Origin of the sequence: Defluviimonas sp. SAOS-178_SWC (assembly GCF_039830135.1) — a bacterium.
Lineage (GTDB): Bacteria > Pseudomonadota > Alphaproteobacteria > Rhodobacterales > Rhodobacteraceae > Albidovulum.
On the sequence record NZ_CP156081.1, the window covers coordinates 746,921 to 761,924 of the forward strand.

Here is a 15,004-nt window from a genome sequence, read left to right on the forward strand (position 1 = left end):
CCCCTGGAAATTCGCCGGCGCGGCAGGGACTGGAAGGCCCCCGCGCGGCGCGACGATGTTCCTAGCCCGACGCATCCGCTTTGTCCACCGCGGCCACGCGGCCTCAGGCGCGGCGCGACAGCACGATGACTTCGGAGCGGTAGGAGCCGTCCTCCGACATCTCGCCATGAACGAAGGCGTCGCGGGCCGTCACGTCGAAATCGTCGAAGCGGGAGACGATGAAATCGGTCGTCACTTTCTCCATCACGCCGACCTCGCCTTCCTTGCTGGCGGTCTTCTTGCCGTGGGCGCTGTTGCGGATCAGGGCATGACGGCCGGTGAGCGGCTGAACCTTCGCGACGTAGTTGGCGACGACGTCGGGTTCCATTTCCTGGAAGGACATGAAATTGGCAAACAAGTCGAACTGTCCGGAGAGGCGTGGCAGTTGCCAGGGGCAGAGGACGACGGCACGGTAGCGGCCCTTGAGGGCGTCGAGGTCGATCCGGTCCAGCTTCCGGCTCTCGGGATAGGCAAGAACCCGGTCTGCGCCGAACACCTTGGACAGATACCAGGTCGACACCGCGGCGACAGGGGGAATGTCGACATTGACGTAGATCGCGCCTTCTTCGGCCTTGAGAAGGATCTCGCCCAGAGTGCCATAGCCGCCGCCGATCTCAAGGCAGCTTTGCGGCCGGAAGTCAGGTGCCGCGCGCTTCAGAAGGTTCAGCGCCCGCAGGTAATTCAGCATCGAGCGGCTGTAGCTTTTCCCGTCGAATGCGAAGCGTTCGCCCCCGCCGATGTCGCTTTCGCTTGCGCGGTCAACGTCGAACGCTCCTTCGACGGATGTTGCCCGGAAGAGCCGGTAATCGGCTCGCGCCCGGTCCGAATGCGTCAGCCTGGTGCGCCAGCGGCTCGCCTTGCGGGCGGGGAGCCTGGAGAGAACGGGGTCGAGTACATTCGACCACCGCGCATAGGTGTTGGACGAATACACAGGAACGTAGAAGAACCGCGCCGAGGGATGCGTGCGGAAGGTCTCAATCCCCAGCTTTTCGATGTCGGAAATGATGCCCGCCAGGCCGCTGTTCCAGAAATTCGTCGGACGGTAGAGGCCGGGCGCCCTTTCCATGTCCGTCAGCATCGGTTGGAGAATATCCTCGATCCGGTCCAAAGCCGCCCCCTCTGCTGATCCTCAGGTTCGGGTGTATTCAGGCCGGACCCCTCCCTGTCAACCGCCGTGCGGGGGGTGCAACGTGCTTTGCGGGGTGTTAACGAGGGCGGGGCCATGCGAGAGGGCGGCGGATCGTGTCGGACGGACAGCTTTCGAAACTCGGGTTCCTGCTCGCGCGGGCCCTCCGCCGGGAGGATCGTCTTGCAGGACTGTCCGTGGGGCGGGGGGGCCTCCTCGACGAGCTGCGGGGCAAGCGGGTCGCGCTTGTCGGCAACGCCCGTTCGCTAGCCGCCCGCGCCGAAGGGGTCGAGATCGACGCGGCCGACCTCGTCATCCGCATCAACCGCGCCCCGATGCCGGATGCCGTGTCCCACGGGAGCCGTACCGACTGGCTGGCGCTCGCGACCTCGATCGGTGCGGACGACCTTGCGCGCCTTCATCCCTCACGGCTCCTGTGGATGAGCCACAAGCGCAAACGTCTGCCGTGGCCGGTGGCGGCGACGTCCGGTTTCTATCTGCACCCGCTCGCCGATTGGGCCCGCTTGCGCGACCGGTTGGGCGCACCGCCGACGACCGGCCTGATGATGATCGACCTCCTCGCATCCAGCGACGCGGCGACGATCCGGCTTCACGGGTTCGATTTTTTCGCCTCGCTTTCGCTCACCGGCTCGCGCCGCGCCGATCAGGTGCCGCATGACTTCGCGGCCGAACGCCGTTTCGTCGCGGACCTGATGTCAAGCGACCCGCGCGTGACCCAGGCAGGGACGTGACCGGCAAGTTTCAGCTTCTAAATTTCTGCGGCGCAGCATTCGTGGGGCTTTTCCTGTGCCGCGCAATCGGATAAGGGGCCCCGTCCTTATCTGAAGGAGACCCCGGAATGGGCTACAGAGTCGTTGTTGCCGGCGCCACGGGGAATGTGGGCCGCGAAATGCTGAATATCCTCGCCGAGCGGGAATTCCCCGTCGACGAGATCGCCGCGCTTGCCAGCCGCAAGTCGCTTGGCACCGAAGTTTCGTTCGGCGACAAGACTCTCAAGACCAAGGACCTCGACACCTTCGACTTCACCGGCTGGGACATCGCGCTATTCGCCGTGGGGTCCGAGGCGACGAAGAGCTACGCGCCGAAGGCGGCGAAGGCGGGCTGCGTCGTGATCGACAACTCCTCGCTCTACCGCTACGACCCCGAGATCCCGCTGGTCGTGCCGGAGGTGAATGCCGAGGCGGTCGACGGCTATGCCAAGAAGAACATCATCGCGAACCCCAACTGCTCGACCGCGCAGATGGTCGTGGCGCTGAAGCCGCTGCATGACCGCGCGAAGATCAAGCGTGTCGTCGTCTCGACCTACCAGTCCGTCTCGGGCGCGGGCAAGGAAGGCATCGACGAGCTTTGGGACCAGACCAAGGGCATGTACGTGCCGGGCCAGGAAGTGGCGCCGTCGAAGTTCACCAAGCAGATCGCCTTCAACGTCATTCCCCATATCGACGTCTTCATGGAAGACGGCCAGACCAAGGAAGAGTGGAAGATGGTCGCCGAGACCAAGAAGATCCTCGACAAGTCGATCAAGGTCACGGCGACCTGCGTCCGCGTCCCGGTCTTCGTCGGCCATTCGGAGGCCGTGAACATCGAGTTCGAGGAGTTCCTCGACGAAGACGAGGCCCGCGACATCCTGCGCGAGGCGCCCGGCGTCATGGTCGTCGACAAGCGTGAGAACGGCGGCTATGTCACGCCGGTCGAATGCGTCGGCGACTACGCCACCTTCGTCAGCCGCATCCGTCAGGACGGCACGGTGGAAAACGGCCTGAACCTCTGGTGCGTGTCCGACAACCTGCGCAAGGGCGCCGCCCTGAATGCCGTGCAGATCGCCGAAGTCCTCGGCAATCGCTGCCTGAAGAAGGGGTGAGCGGGATCAGAAAACGGTCTGGTGGACCTTTTTCCCCGCGAACGCCCGGAGCGCACGCGAAGGGCTGGAACGGGCGCGCCCGGACGGGACAGATATGGAAAGGCTCTGGTGGAGCCTTTCCAGGCTGAACCTCCAAAGGGAATTTGCAGCACCGGAAAAGACGTGCCCGGCGGTGTCGTGTTGCACCGCAGGGGGGCGCTCCCTTTTGTTTGACATTGTCCAGGTCAGCAAGCAGCGTGCCGGCATGAATTCGGAAAGCTTGACCCTTCTCCTAAGTTGGATCGACTTCGGGCTGTCGGCCCTTCTTTCGAAGTCGGGTCTCTGGACAGTCTTGCCAACGGTCGCGGTGCTGGCCTTTGCGAAGTGGTTCTCAGGCTCGCGCTAGGCCGCAATCGAACGCGTCGGGGGCGTTGCAAATTGGGCGACGATGTTGATCAAGCGGGCGGGAAGATGATCCGCCCGGCTGTCCTGGCCCGTCAACTCTGCCCCGCTGCGGCGAGCGCGGCCTGAAGGTCGGCAAGTTCCTCGCAGGTTCCGCAGAGCGCGGCCAACCGGTCGCGGTTCGTCTTTGCCTTCACGAAATCGCCGGTCTCGATGAAAAGCTCGCCCTGGTATTCCAGCGCGCCGAGATGCTTCGGGTTGGCCTTCAGCGCGGCTTCGTAGTACCGCGCCGCCTCTTCGTACCGTTTCATCTTGCGGTTGGAATAGCCCATCAGGTTCAGCGCGTCGGCGTTCCTCGGTTCGGCCTTCACCACCGTTGCGAGAATTTTCAGCGCCGCCGGGTAGCGGCCCGCATCGGCGGCCGCCTTCGCCTCGCTGTAACCCGGTTGACTTGCCGGGGTGGTGCTGTCGCTGTTGACCGCGCCGCCGGGACCGGCGGAGAGGGCGAGGCAGACCGCGACACTGGCGGCGGCGAACGGAATCTTGCGGAATGTCGGTTTCATCGGGGGCCTCCTTCATCCGATGGTGCGACAGTACCACGATCCCTCTTCCCGGGCGCTCACGTTACGGAGATCGTGACCCGGTCAGGCAGCCCGTCCGGGGCGGACCGGCGCCGCGCGGTCTTTCGCCGATGTCGCCGAAGAACCGTGACGGAGGTCGCCGGGAAAGGGCGCCCGGAATTTCAGGACGAGCCCGGCGTGGCTGAGCCCGAGCTGTTCGATGCGCATGAGCGGTCGGTCGAGCGGCCAGGAGTGAATTGCCAGCCCACCTTCCGGGGCCCGCCGGAACACATAACCCGATGCCCGGAGTCGGCGCTGCAGGTCGAACCAGTCAGAGGCCAGATGGACGGCATGGCGGATCACCTCATCTTCCGCCCGCAAACGCGCCGGCGTCTGGTCGAGCGCGCTGCGAAGGGTCGCCCTGACATAATCCGACGGGTCGCATCCGGCGTTTCGTGCGGCCTGTCCGAGGGCGATCAGAAGCGCCTCCGGCAGGTCGATCATGACGGCATGGGTTCTGTCCATGCCGTCAGGGTCGGGCGAATCAGGTTAACGCGCGGTTCAGATCGGCTGGAAGCGCTTCGCCGCCGGGTCGAAGAATTCCAGCCCGCCCTCGCCGATATCGTTCCAGAGGCCGTGCAGCGTCATCTGGTCCGCCTCGACGGCGCTGCGGACGAAAGGGAAGGTCATCAGGTTCTCGAGGCTGACGAGAACCGCCTCCTTCTCCAGTGCCCTGAGTTGATCCGCTGCGGCGAGATCCTTCACCCGATCGTAGCCCGGGCGCAGGATGTCCATCCAGCGGCCGATGAAGCTCGTCTTCTCCTCAAGCTCCGGCGCGTGCCCCGAACACATGTCGTGGCAGCCCTTGACGCCGCCGCAAAGCGAGTGCCCGACAATGATCAGGTGCGCGATCTTCAGCGCCGTGACTGCGTATTCCACCGCCGCCGACGTGCCGTGGTATTCGCCGTCCGGGTTATAGGGAGGGACAAGGTTGGCGATGTTGCGGTGAATGAAGAACTCGCCCTGATCGGCGCCGAAGATCGATGTCACGTGAACCCGGCTGTCGCAGCACGAAATCACCATCGCACGCGGGCGCTGGCCGTCCTCGGCCAGCCGGCGGTACCAGGCGCGATTCTCGGTCCAGGTCGTGGCCCTCCAGCCGTGATAGCGTTGTACCAGATAGGTCGGCAGCGGTTTCGCGTGTTGCATAGATCCTCGCCTCTCGGGAAATCCCCATCCGCTCATAGTCGGCATACGTGTCGAATTCGATAGGTTTTTCGCACCGGCATCAAGGAATTCTTGAGGCCGGAGCAACATTCTCGCCGCGTGCGTGGGGCACGAAGTTGGAGGGTGAAGGGTGGCGAAACTTGCGGTTTTGCACCACGACGAAGGAGTCCGGCTCGATCCGGACCGTCTCGTGGCGCTGTATGCGGAACTGGGCGAGAGCGCGGCGGAGCAGGTTGTCTGCCGGGCTATGGAGGAACTGGCGTCACGGCTGACCGAGATGCAGCGGTTTGCCGACGAAGGCCGGACGCCGGCGCTCGTCCGCAGCGCGCGGTTGTTGATCAAGGTGGCCGAGCAGATCGGGATGCTGAGCTTCGCGCATGTCGCGGGCGATGTGCTGGTGGCCGCCGATGCGGGTGACGCGGCCGGGCAGGCCGCGACGCTCGCCCGGCTCGTGCGGATTGGCGACCGATCGCTGAATGCTGTCTGGGACTTGCGCGACATGACGGTTTGACGGGCCTTGCGGGCGGCGCACTTGTGGCTAGTCTGGCGGCGACGTCGTAGCGAGGGTCTTCATGCCGTTTTCATTTGCCAATCCCGACGAGGCGACAAGGCCCCTGCATCTGGTCGACGCTGCGGGGGCGGAGGCCTTCCTTGCCGGCCGGACGGAGGCTGAAAGGGCCTGGCTGACGGCATCGGGGTTTGCCGGAAAGCTCGGGCAGTTGCATCTGCTGCCCGGCGCGGACGGCGCGCCAGCGGGCGCGGTCCTCGGCCTCGGCGCCACCTCGGGCCGCCGGCGCGGGCGCTTCCATGTCGCGCGCGCGGTTGCCGATCTGCCGGAGGGAGGCTGGCATCTGGACGGTGCGCTGTCGCCGGCCGAGGCGGAGGAAGCCGCGCTCGGCTGGCTTCTCGCGACCTACCGCTTCACCCGTTACAAATCCACCGAGACGCCGAAGGCGCGGCTTCGGGTCCCCGACGGCGTGGACGCCGCGCGCGTCCTGGCGATTGCGCAAGGCGAAGCGCTGACCCGCGACCTCATCAACACGCCTGCCGCAGATATGGGCCCGGCGGAGCTTGAAGACGCCTTCGTGGCGCTGGCCGGGCAGTTTGGCGCGACCACTCGGGTGATCCGGGGTGACGAGCTGCCGGCCGAAGGGTTTCCGATGATTCATGCCGTCGGCCGGGCATCGGCGCGGCCGCCCCGGCTGCTTGACCTGCGCTGGGGGGCGGAGGGCCCGGCGCTGACCCTCGTCGGCAAGGGGGTCTGTTTCGATACCGGCGGGCTCGATCTCAAGGCGGCGGCCGGGATGGGTCTGATGAAGAAGGACATGGGCGGGGCCGCGACGGTCATGGGGCTCGCCCGGATGATCATGGCCCTGGGCCTGCGGCTTCGGCTCCGGGTTCTGGTGCCGGCGGTCGAGAACGCGGTGTCCGGCAACGCGATGCGTCCGCAGGATATCTTGACGAGCCGCAAGGGCCTGACGGTCGAGATCAACAACACCGATGCCGAGGGGCGGCTGGTCCTCGCCGACGCGCTGACGCTGGCGGACGAGGAAAAGCCGGACCTTCTCGTCTCGATGGCGACGCTCACCGGCGCGGCGCGGGTGGCGGTCGGGCCCGACCTCGCCCCCTTCTATTCCGACGACGACGGCGTCGCCGGCGCGATCGCGGCGGGCGGGGCCGCTGTCGCCGATCCCGTCTGGCGGATGCCGTTCTGGGACCCCTACGAGACGCTGATCGAGCCCGGCATCGCGGATCTCGACAACGCGCCCTCTGGCGGCATGGCGGGGTCGATCACGGCTGCGCTCTTCCTTCGCCGCTTCGTCACCGAAACCCCAAGATACGCGCATTTCGACATCTACGGGTGGCAGCCCAAGGCCGAACCCGCACGACCGAAGGGCGGTGTCGGGCAGGGCGCCCGAGCAATTCTCGCGGCCTTGCCCGGATTGCTCGGGCTATGAGCGACCGGCGCCTGACGCCCGCGAACGGGCGGGTCGCGCATGTCTCGCTGAAAGGCGAGGTGGCGGCGGACCGCTACGTCACCGGCGATTGGGCGCGGATCGTCCGGCCGCTCGCCGATCTGCTAGCGGAACCGGGCGGACGCCGCGACCGGCAGGTCTTGATGGGAGAGCGGCTGCTGGTCCTCGACCGGCATGAGGGGTTTGCCTTCGTGAAGACGGAAAAGGACGGTTACTGCGGCTATCTGCCGGAAGAGGCCGTTGGCGCCGACCTAACGCCCTCGCATTGGGTCGCCGCGCCCGCGACGCATCTTTACCGCGCGCCCGATCTCAAGACGCCGGAAGTCGCGTCGCTGACGATGGGCGCGCGGCTTACTGTCGTGGCCGAGCATCCGCGGTTCATGGAGACCGCCGACGGTCTCTTTGTCCCGCGCCCGCATGTTGCCCGGATCGGTGACTGGGCCAAGGACCCGGCCGGGGTGGCGGAGCGGTTTTTCGGAACGCCCTATCTCTGGGGCGGGAATTCCCGCTCGGGGATCGACTGTTCGGGCCTGGTTCAAGCCGCGCTTACCGCCTGCGGCATTCCGTGCCCCGGCGACAGCGATATGCAGGAGCGTGCTCTCGGGGCGGTTCTGCCGAAAGATGCGCCCTACCGGCGCGGCGATCTCTTCTTCTGGAAAGGCCATGTCGCGATGGCGGTCGCGCCGGACCGGCTGATCCATGCGAACGGTTTCCACATGGCGGTGGGCTATGAGGGCATCGCCGAGGCGATTGCGCGGATCGAGGGGCAGGGGGAAGGTCCGGTGACGTCGGTCCGCCGGCTCTGACCGCGTCGCTCAGTCCACGGGCCGGATGAGCTTGCGTTCCAGGATCCGCAGCACGGCCGGCAGGTCATGGCCGCGCTTCAGCACCTGCCCGTCCATCCCGATCACGGCGTACATGCCCTGCCGCTGCCGCAGCCGGGGATGTTTCTCGATCCGGTAGAGCGGGTGTTCTGTCGCGCGCCGGAAGACCGAGAACACCGCCATGTCGCGTAGGAAGGACATCGCGTAGTCGCGCCATTCGCCGGCCGCCACCATCCGCCCGTAGAGCCCGAGAATCGCGCCAAGCTCGGCACGGTCGAAGGCGACCTGCTCGGGCGGGGCGATGGCGGAGCGGAACGGGGTCGGTGGCTGGACCGTCATGGGGGAAATGTTACCTCCGTTTCGGCGCAAATCAAGGCCGCCCGTTTTTGGCCGCAAAATCACCTTGCCGCAGGCGCGCGGCTTCCGCATCTCCGCCCCGATCGTCGACGACATCTCGGGCATAGCGACAACGCTAGGTTCCGGCGGTGCGGTCAACAGCCCCCACCCAGCCCGCACCGCCGGAACTGTGTCGTTCACCTGCCCCGCCCCGGCGGGGTTTTTCTTTCTGGCAGGTTGCTAAACTGAGGCGGTTTGCCGTGGCCGGTCCGAGGCGCGAAATGTTGCGCCCCGCCACCCAGCGCGGACGATCCCATACGGCGTCGTCACGCAAAGTTCCGGGCCGGCCATGCGGCGATGCTCAGCAGAACGTGCCCTGGCAGAACCAGCCGCCCGACATCGTGCCGCCATGCGCGTAGTAGAGCCAGAACCGCTCGCCCGTTACCGCCTCAACCCGCCAGTAATCGCGGGTGCCGGAGCGCCATTCGGGTTCGTCCAGCCACCATTCCGGGGCGATCCGTTCCGGCCCGGTGGCCGAGGCGGTGACGAGATCGCGCCGGCGCCAGCGGAAGCGGGCGGGCACCATCGGGTCCTCGGGGGCGTGCACGGGTTCGGGGCGGAAGATCACCAGGGGGCGCGGCCGTGGCGGCGGCGGCCAGTCGCCCGCCGGCTCCGACCAGGCGGCGGGCATCACGCGGGCGGTCTTTTCGGGGATATGGCTGTCGCCGGGATGCAGCCGGGTGATCGCCTCGAGCCCGATCCGCGCCCCGAGCTTCGAGATCAGGGTGTCGAGAGCGGTTCCCGTCCCGTAACGCTCCGAAGGCCCGGCCGTATCGAGCGGCCCGCGATGCTGGCGGGCATGGACGGGTTCGGTCACATGCGCCTCGATCCGGATCATGTCGATGCCGAAGCCGGGGTCGATCTCAGTCATCTTCAGCATGATCAGCGGCCGGATCTGGTTCGCCTCGGCGGAGGGGCGGGCGAGGCCAAGCTCAACCTCCTGCATCGACTGGTCGGCGCGAAACAGCTGGAGCCGTATCCGACGCGCGCCCCGGCCTTTGGCCCGCAAACGATCCGACAAGGCGGGCAGCAGCCGGTCGATGCCGGCCATGATATCCTCGGCCAGCCCGATCGGGTCGGGCAGCGTCAGCCGTACCGCGAAATGCAGGGGCGGACGCGCGGGCGAGACCGGCTCCGTCTCCAGCCCCAGCGCCTGGTCGAGGCGGCGCACGAGGCCAGGCCCGAAGCGCCGCGACAGGGCGGCGCGCGGCATGCCCATGATGTCGCCGACATGCCTGAGCCCGAGCCGGGCGAGACCGGTGAGCGTCTCCTCCTCCAGCCGCAGGGCAGCGAGCGGCAACGGGGCGAGGGCCTGGCGCAACTGTCCCTCGGCCGCGATGCGGGCGCGGGGGGGCGGAGGAGACGCCGGCAGCGGCGCCGCCCCGCCCTTGACCCAGTGGCGCTTGGCCGCGCGCGACCGGGTGGCCCGCGCCTCCTGATCGACCGCGTCGCCGTTGCGCAGGCTCACCGGTCCGCGCCCGGCATGGCGGGCAAGGCCCCAGGCCGCGCCGACCGTATCGGCGATGCCCGCCTCGACTGTCAGGCCGAGATCGGCGCAATCCTCCGACACCGCCTTCAGGACGCCGCCCTCGCCGCCGAAAAGATGCGCCGCGCCGGACAGGTCGATCACCAGACCCTCGGGCGGCTCTTCGCCGACCCAGGGGCTGAACTTGCCGGCCCAGCGGCGGAGGGCGGTCAGGAACCGCGCCTCGGCGCGGGGATTGCAGAGGGCCGTCACCAGCGCGGGACACATCGCGCGCGCGTCGCGGAGCGGCTGGCCGCGATAAAGCCCGGCGGCCTCCGCGCCCTCGCTGAGCGAGGTCAGGACCTGGCGGTTGGCCGCGTCCCCGACAACGGCAAAGGCGTCGGGCATGAGCCCGCGCATCTCGCGCAGGTGGCGCTCCGCGCCGAGGCGGGGAAACCAGAGCGAGAGGATTCGGCGTTGGGGCATGGCAGGCGAAAAAGTTCTTCTTTTGTTCCAAAATAGACCGCCGCGTCCTCTGAGTCGAGTCCGGCCCTGAGCCGCCACGCGCGGATCTCCGATCTCCGACGCAAAGCGTGGATTTCGAGCCCGCCCCATTGATTCCCGCGCCGGCGTGATCGACTGTGCCCCGAACCTGAGAACGGACCGATCCGCCATGATCCTTCGCCCCGCCGCGCCCGCCGACGATGACCGTCTCTGGGCGATCCTGGAACCGGTCTTCCGCGAAGGGGAAACCTATTGCCTACCCCGTGACATCACGCGGGCTGACGCGCTCGACTACTGGTCCGCCGTGCCGCACCTTGTCTTCGTCGCCGAGGATGCCGGTGATATCGTTGGCAGCTATTTCCTCACCCCGAACCAGAAGGGCGGCGGGGCGCATGTCTGCAATTGCGGTTTCGTCACCGCCCCGGCGGCGCGCGGCAGGGGTGTGGCGCGCGCGATGCTTGCCCATGCGGTTGAAACCGCAAGGGCGGAAGGTTACCTCGCCATGCAGTTCAACTTCGTCGTCTCGACCAACGAACGGGCCATCGCGATCTGGCGGGACATGGGATTTGACATCGTCGGAAGGCTTCCCGATGCCTTCAGGTCGCCCAAGGACGGTTATGTCGACGCACTGGTCATGTACCGGACATTATGAGGAGTTTCCGATGATCCACGATGCGAGGAAAGCCTGATGGCCCGCGCCGAAGTGCCGCTTCTGGCCGTCCTGATCGATGCCGACAACGTGCTCGCCCGGAATGCCGAGGCGATCCTGAAAGAGGTCACCACTTACGGAGAACCCGCCTTGCGCCGGGTCTACGGCGACTGGTCCAACCCCCAGCTCAATGCCTGGAAGGAAAAGGCCCGGACGCTCGGGCTCGTTGCCCATCAGCAGTCAGCCAATACCAAGGGCAAGAACGCGAGCGATATCGGCCTCGTGATCGACGCGATGGACATCCTTCACGCCGGCAAGTTCGACGGCTTCGTTCTGGTCTCCTCCGACAGCGACTTCACCCGGCTGGCCAGCCGGATCCGCGAAGACGGTCTCGAGGTGATCGGCATCGGCGAGGCCAAGACGCCCGAGGCGCTTCGCAATGTCTGCAACCGGTTCGTCTTCATCGAGAATATCGTCGAGGAAGCGGAGCCCGCGAAAGGCGCGGTGACGAAGTCAGAGTCCAAGCGCCCGCCCGCAGAGGCCACCCCTCTGATCATCCGGGCGATGGACAAGATCGACCAGGAGGACGACTGGTATCTTCTCGGCCTGATCGGCCAGCGCATCGTCGCCGACAATCCCGATTTCGATACCCGCACCTATGGCAAGCGCAAGCTGAGCGATCTGGTGGCCGAGTTGAAGCGGTTCGAGACGAAGCGCGTCGGCAACCAGCTTTACGTGCGGCGGGTAGACTAGCGCCCGGCGCCTGAATCCGGTCGGCAAGAGGACTGCTCCGGGGCGCCATGCGTCACTCGCGGAAAAAGGAGGTCAGCCCTTCTTGACGCCGTAGCGGGCGAGGAACATCTCGACCGCGCCCTTCGCGATGCGGTCGCGATCCGCGGCGGAAAAGCTGCTCTTGATGCCGAAGCAGACGCAGGGGAAGATGTCGGCCTTGCACAGCTCTGCGAACTGGTCGGCGGCAAGATACACGTCGTCGATCTTCAGTTCGCCCCGCGCGACCGCGCCGTTGAGATAGGCGGCGATCCGTTCACGCACGAGGCCGGGGCCGGACGCGTAGAATTCGCGGCCAAGCTCGGGGAAGCGCTCGGCTTCCGCCACGCAGATGCGAAAGACCGAGCGGCCAAACTCCGAGAGCGAGAAGTCGATGATCCGCCGCGCGGCCTCTGGCAGGACGCATTCGGGCGGCGCGGAGAGCGTCACAAGAGCCTCGGCTTCGTCGGCCTGACGCCGGCATTCGCTTTTGGCCACTTCGATGAACAATATCCGTTTGTCCGGGAAATAGCTGTAGAGCGTCGCCTTGGACACGCCGGCCTCGGCGGCGATGTCGTCGACGGACGCGCCTTCGAACCCGTCGCGCATAAACACCGTCCGGGCGCCGTCCAGCACCTGGTCGAATTTGCGTCCGCGCTTGATTGTCACGATTTCGGCTGTTGCGGCCATGTCTCTCCTCGGAGCGCCGATGATAGACGCCCGCTATCCGGTCCGGCAAGCGCGTGGCGCGAAAAAGGGCGGGATTTCTCCCGCCCTGCGACGTTTCGTCAGAGCCGCGAAGCGCGTCGGTTGCCCGCAGGGGCGCGGCGGGTTGAAATCAGTTTGCCGTGGGCGTGCAGGAGTTCGGTCCGCCCGGTACGGCCACCATCGTGCAGTCGCGGCTGGTCTCGGTTCCCGGTGCGGGGAAATTGAGGCGCGGCAGGTCGAAGGACATGGCGTCGGCCGTGACCGGAATGGCGATGAGGCCGAAGGCGAGGGCGGCGAGGGTGGTTCGGATATGTGTCATGATCTGTCCGATCTGAACTGTTTGATTTGGTTTCTCATATCTAAACTGAATGGTTTACTTATTCAAGAGATAACCGAACCGATCGGTTCATATACGCCAAGGTGTCGCACTTGCCCCCCTCCGTCCGGCCGCATAGTTTGGAATCATTCCAAGTGGAGGTTCCCATGATCCCCGGTCTCGCCAATCGCCGCCGGTTCGCCGATTTGAGCGAGCAGGAAGTTCTCGCCCTGGCGATCTCTTCGGAAGAGGACGATGCCCGCATCTACCGGACCTATGCCGAGCGGCTGCGGGCCGACTATCCCGCCTCCGCCGCCGTCTTCGATGACATGGCGAAGGAGGAAGACATACACCGCCGCTGGCTGATCGAACGTCATCGGGCACGGTTCGGCGAGGTGATCCCGCTCATCCGGCGTGAACATGTCGCGGGCTTCTATGCGCGTCGGCCGGTCTGGCTCGTCGAGAATCTCGGGCTCGACCGAATTCGCGGCGAGGCCGAGGCGATGGAGCGCGATGCGGCCGCGTTCTACAAGCGCGCGGCGCAGGCGACGCAGGATGCCGAAACCCGCAAGCTCCTCGGCGATCTGGCGGCCGCCGAGGCGAAGCACGAAGCCAGGGCAGGCGAATTGTCCGACACGCATCTGGACGAGGAGGCGAAGGGCGAGGAAGACCGCGCGGCACATCGCCAGTTCATCCTGACCTGGGTGCAGCCCGGTCTGGCGGGGTTGATGGACGGCTCGGTCTCGACTCTCGCGCCGATCTTCGCGACCGCATTCGCGACGCAGGATCCCTGGACCACGTTTCTCGTCGGCCTTGCCGCATCGGTCGGCGCCGGCATCTCGATGGGCTTCACCGAGGCCGCGCATGACGACGGGGTGCTGTCGGGGCGCGGATCGCCCTTCAAGCGCGGGCTGGCCTCGGGGGTGATGACGACGCTCGGGGGGCTTGGCCATGCGCTGCCCTACCTGATCCCGGATTTCTGGACCGCGACGACAATCGCCATCGCCATCGTCTTCGTCGAACTCTGGGCGATCGCCTGGATCCAGAACCGCTTCATGGAAACCCCGTTCCTGCGCGCGGCGTTCCAGGTCGTTCTGGGCGGGGCGCTGGTCTTTGCCGCAGGCGTTCTGATCGGCGGCGGCTAGGCGGGGACGGTGCGGCAGGTTTACGAACGCCATTTCCTGCACCGTCGCCGGTCGTGGCGCCTAGCATCGGGCAGGTCCGCGTGCTAGTCGCGAAACGATGCTGGTGATCTTCCTCAAGACCCTTCCGTTCTTCGCGCTCATCGGCCTTGGCTGGGGCGCGGGGCGGTTGCGCTTCTTTCCCGAAGCGGCAACGGAGTGGCTGACGCGCTTCGTCTTCTACTTCGCGCTTTCGGCGATGCTCTTTCGCTTCGCGGCCAACCTGTCGCTGGCCGAGATCTTCGATCCGGCCTTTGCGCTCGCCTATCTCAGCGGTTGCACGATCGTCTACCTTCTGGCCTTCGCCGTCGCCCTCACGCGCAAGGTCACGATCCCCGAAGCCTCGATCGAGGCGCAATGCGCGGTGATCGGCAATACCGGATTTCTCGGTGTGCCGATGCTGACCGTGCTGCTCGGCCCCTCCGCCGCAGGGCCGGTTCTGATGGTGCTGGCCATCGACCTCATCGTCTTTTCCAGCCTCTTCACGCTGATCATCACCGCCGCCCGCGAAGGCCATCTTTCGCCCCGCATCGTCAGGGTTCTGGCCGTCGGCCTTTTGAAGAACCCGATGATCGTGTCGATGGTCGCGGGCCTCGCCTGGTCCGCCACCCGCCTGCCGTTGCCGGCGCCGGCCGACGAATTCCTGACCATCCTCGGCGCCGCCGCCACCCCCGGCGCGCTTTTCGCCATCGGCGCCTCGCTCGCCTCGAAGACGGCAGAGCGGGTGTCGGTCGCGCTCTGGCTGTCCTTCGCCAAGCTCGTCCTTCACCCGGCGGCAGTTGCCGTCGCGGCGCTCTTCGTTTTCGATGTCGATCCCTTCGCGGCCGGGGTGATGATCGCGGCGGCCGCGCTTCCGGTTGCGGGGAACGTCTATATCCTTGCCCGCCATTACGGTGTCGCGCCGCATCGGGTGTCGGCCTCAATTCTCTTCTCGACGGCGATCAGCATCATCACGGTGTCCGTGGTGATCGCCTGGATCACCGGTGTCTGACCAAAGGAAAA

The 15,004-nt window shown here is 66.5% G+C and carries 17 protein-coding genes; 9 read left to right on the forward strand and 8 right to left on the reverse strand.

Annotated features, from left to right (window positions below; genetic code table 11):
• Nucleotides 1–103: 103 nt before the first annotated feature.
• Entirely contained in the window at nt 104–1,147 is a 1,044-nt protein-coding gene (locus tag V5734_RS04555) for a putative sugar O-methyltransferase (protein ID WP_347312326.1), read from the reverse strand.
• A gap of 134 nt (nt 1,148–1,281) precedes the next feature.
• Here V5734_RS04555 and V5734_RS04560 point away from each other — a divergent pair, with 134 nt between their 5' ends.
• Together V5734_RS04560 and V5734_RS04565 are read left to right on the forward strand one after the other, a co-directional pair.
• Nucleotides 1,282–1,917: a glycosyltransferase family 29 protein gene (locus V5734_RS04560; protein WP_347312327.1), complete on the forward strand. Its 636-nt coding sequence runs from the start codon at nt 1,282–1,284 to the stop codon at nt 1,915–1,917.
• A gap of 107 nt (nt 1,918–2,024) precedes the next feature.
• A complete protein-coding gene (locus V5734_RS04565) occupies nt 2,025–3,047 on the forward strand; it encodes an aspartate-semialdehyde dehydrogenase (protein ID WP_347312328.1) in 1,023 nt (340 codons plus the stop codon).
• A 476-nt stretch (nt 3,048–3,523) separates the two neighbouring features.
• On the opposite strand, the gene V5734_RS04570 is transcribed toward V5734_RS04565, so the two are convergent.
• The 3 genes from V5734_RS04570 to V5734_RS04580 all read right to left on the reverse strand — a co-directional run bounded on the left by V5734_RS04570 (nt 3,524) and on the right by V5734_RS04580 (nt 5,197).
• Nucleotides 3,524–3,991: a tetratricopeptide repeat protein gene (locus V5734_RS04570; protein ID WP_347312329.1), complete on the reverse strand. Its 468-nt coding sequence runs from the start codon at nt 3,989–3,991 to the stop codon at nt 3,524–3,526.
• 81 nt (nt 3,992–4,072) lie between these two features.
• On the reverse strand, nt 4,073–4,513 hold the full coding sequence (locus tag V5734_RS04575) for a hypothetical protein (protein ID WP_347312330.1): 441 nt from the start codon (nt 4,511–4,513) through the stop codon (nt 4,073–4,075).
• Nucleotides 4,514–4,549: 36 nt separating this feature from the next.
• On the reverse strand, nt 4,550–5,197 hold the full coding sequence (locus V5734_RS04580; protein WP_347312331.1) for a carbonic anhydrase: 648 nt from the start codon (nt 5,195–5,197) through the stop codon (nt 4,550–4,552).
• Nucleotides 5,198–5,345: 148 nt separating this feature from the next.
• On the opposite strand from V5734_RS04580, the gene V5734_RS04585 reads away from it, so the two are divergent.
• From V5734_RS04585 to V5734_RS04595, 3 genes are all read left to right on the forward strand, one after another.
• On the forward strand, nt 5,346–5,726 hold the full coding sequence (locus V5734_RS04585; RefSeq protein ID WP_347312332.1) for a hypothetical protein: 381 nt from the start codon (nt 5,346–5,348) through the stop codon (nt 5,724–5,726).
• Between the two features lie 61 nt (nt 5,727–5,787).
• Entirely contained in the window at nt 5,788–7,173 is a 1,386-nt protein-coding gene (locus V5734_RS04590) for a leucyl aminopeptidase family protein (protein ID WP_347312333.1), read from the forward strand.
• Complete coding sequence (locus V5734_RS04595) at nt 7,170–7,997, forward strand: NlpC/P60 family protein (RefSeq protein WP_347312334.1); 828 nt, start codon at nt 7,170–7,172, stop codon at nt 7,995–7,997. Before V5734_RS04590 ends, V5734_RS04595 begins: the two co-directional genes overlap by 4 nt.
• 9 nt (nt 7,998–8,006) lie before the next feature.
• On the opposite strand, the gene V5734_RS04600 is transcribed toward V5734_RS04595, so the two are convergent.
• Nucleotides 8,007–8,354 (reverse strand): DUF2794 domain-containing protein, encoded by a 348-nt coding sequence (locus V5734_RS04600; protein ID WP_347312335.1) that lies wholly within the window; start codon nt 8,352–8,354, stop codon nt 8,007–8,009.
• A 358-nt stretch (nt 8,355–8,712) separates the two neighbouring features.
• On the reverse strand, nt 8,713–10,362 hold the full coding sequence (locus V5734_RS04605) for a DUF6504 family protein (RefSeq protein WP_347312336.1): 1,650 nt from the start codon (nt 10,360–10,362) through the stop codon (nt 8,713–8,715).
• A 187-nt stretch (nt 10,363–10,549) separates the two neighbouring features.
• Between V5734_RS04605 and V5734_RS04610 the strand changes: the two genes are divergently transcribed.
• Together V5734_RS04610 and V5734_RS04615 are read left to right on the forward strand one after the other, a co-directional pair.
• Nucleotides 10,550–11,032 (forward strand): GNAT family N-acetyltransferase, encoded by a 483-nt coding sequence (locus V5734_RS04610; protein ID WP_347312337.1) that lies wholly within the window; start codon nt 10,550–10,552, stop codon nt 11,030–11,032.
• 36 nt (nt 11,033–11,068) lie between these two features.
• Entirely contained in the window at nt 11,069–11,782 is a 714-nt protein-coding gene (locus V5734_RS04615) for an NYN domain-containing protein (RefSeq protein ID WP_347312338.1), read from the forward strand.
• A 72-nt stretch (nt 11,783–11,854) separates the two neighbouring features.
• Here V5734_RS04615 and V5734_RS04620 read toward each other — a convergent pair whose 3' ends face one another.
• Both V5734_RS04620 and V5734_RS04625 read right to left on the reverse strand, forming a co-directional pair.
• Nucleotides 11,855–12,487 carry a TetR/AcrR family transcriptional regulator gene (locus V5734_RS04620; protein ID WP_347312339.1) on the reverse strand — a complete coding sequence of 211 codons (633 nt, stop codon included), beginning with the start codon at nt 12,485–12,487 and terminating at the stop codon, nt 11,855–11,857.
• 148 nt (nt 12,488–12,635) lie between these two features.
• A complete protein-coding gene (locus tag V5734_RS04625) occupies nt 12,636–12,824 on the reverse strand; it encodes a hypothetical protein (protein ID WP_347312340.1) in 189 nt (62 codons plus the stop codon).
• A 164-nt stretch (nt 12,825–12,988) separates the two neighbouring features.
• Here V5734_RS04625 and mbfA point away from each other — a divergent pair, with 164 nt between their 5' ends.
• Nucleotides 12,989–13,966, forward strand: coding sequence for an iron exporter MbfA (gene mbfA / locus V5734_RS04630; RefSeq protein WP_347312341.1), 978 nt, complete (start codon nt 12,989–12,991; stop codon nt 13,964–13,966).
• 97 nt (nt 13,967–14,063) lie between these two features.
• Nucleotides 14,064–14,993, forward strand: a complete 930-nt coding sequence (locus tag V5734_RS04635) for an AEC family transporter (RefSeq protein ID WP_347312342.1) — start codon at nt 14,064–14,066, stop codon at nt 14,991–14,993.
• Nucleotides 14,994–15,004 lie beyond the last annotated feature (11 nt).

What these genes read in the sequence shown, in the direction of transcription:
- V5734_RS04605 (WP_347312336.1), bottom strand. Translation starts at nt 10,362, where the DNA reads ATGCCCCAACGCCGAATCCTCTCGCTCTGGTTTCCCCGCCTCGGCGCG.
- V5734_RS04565 (WP_347312328.1), top strand. Translation starts at nt 2,025, where the DNA reads ATGGGCTACAGAGTCGTTGTTGCCGGCGCCACGGGGAATGTGGGCCGC.
- V5734_RS04615 (WP_347312338.1), top strand. Translation starts at nt 11,069, where the DNA reads ATGGCCCGCGCCGAAGTGCCGCTTCTGGCCGTCCTGATCGATGCCGAC.
- V5734_RS04575 (WP_347312330.1), bottom strand. Translation starts at nt 4,513, where the DNA reads ATGGACAGAACCCATGCCGTCATGATCGACCTGCCGGAGGCGCTTCTG.
- mbfA (WP_347312341.1), top strand. Translation starts at nt 12,989, where the DNA reads ATGATCCCCGGTCTCGCCAATCGCCGCCGGTTCGCCGATTTGAGCGAG.
- V5734_RS04590 (WP_347312333.1), top strand. Translation starts at nt 5,788, where the DNA reads ATGCCGTTTTCATTTGCCAATCCCGACGAGGCGACAAGGCCCCTGCAT.
- V5734_RS04610 (WP_347312337.1), top strand. Translation starts at nt 10,550, where the DNA reads ATGATCCTTCGCCCCGCCGCGCCCGCCGACGATGACCGTCTCTGGGCG.
- V5734_RS04600 (WP_347312335.1), bottom strand. Translation starts at nt 8,354, where the DNA reads ATGACGGTCCAGCCACCGACCCCGTTCCGCTCCGCCATCGCCCCGCCC.
- V5734_RS04595 (WP_347312334.1), top strand. Translation starts at nt 7,170, where the DNA reads ATGAGCGACCGGCGCCTGACGCCCGCGAACGGGCGGGTCGCGCATGTC.
- V5734_RS04620 (WP_347312339.1), bottom strand. Translation starts at nt 12,487, where the DNA reads ATGGCCGCAACAGCCGAAATCGTGACAATCAAGCGCGGACGCAAATTC.
- V5734_RS04580 (WP_347312331.1), bottom strand. Translation starts at nt 5,197, where the DNA reads ATGCAACACGCGAAACCGCTGCCGACCTATCTGGTACAACGCTATCAC.
- V5734_RS04570 (WP_347312329.1), bottom strand. Translation starts at nt 3,991, where the DNA reads ATGAAACCGACATTCCGCAAGATTCCGTTCGCCGCCGCCAGTGTCGCG.
- V5734_RS04625 (WP_347312340.1), bottom strand. Translation starts at nt 12,824, where the DNA reads ATGACACATATCCGAACCACCCTCGCCGCCCTCGCCTTCGGCCTCATC.
- V5734_RS04635 (WP_347312342.1), top strand. Translation starts at nt 14,064, where the DNA reads ATGCTGGTGATCTTCCTCAAGACCCTTCCGTTCTTCGCGCTCATCGGC.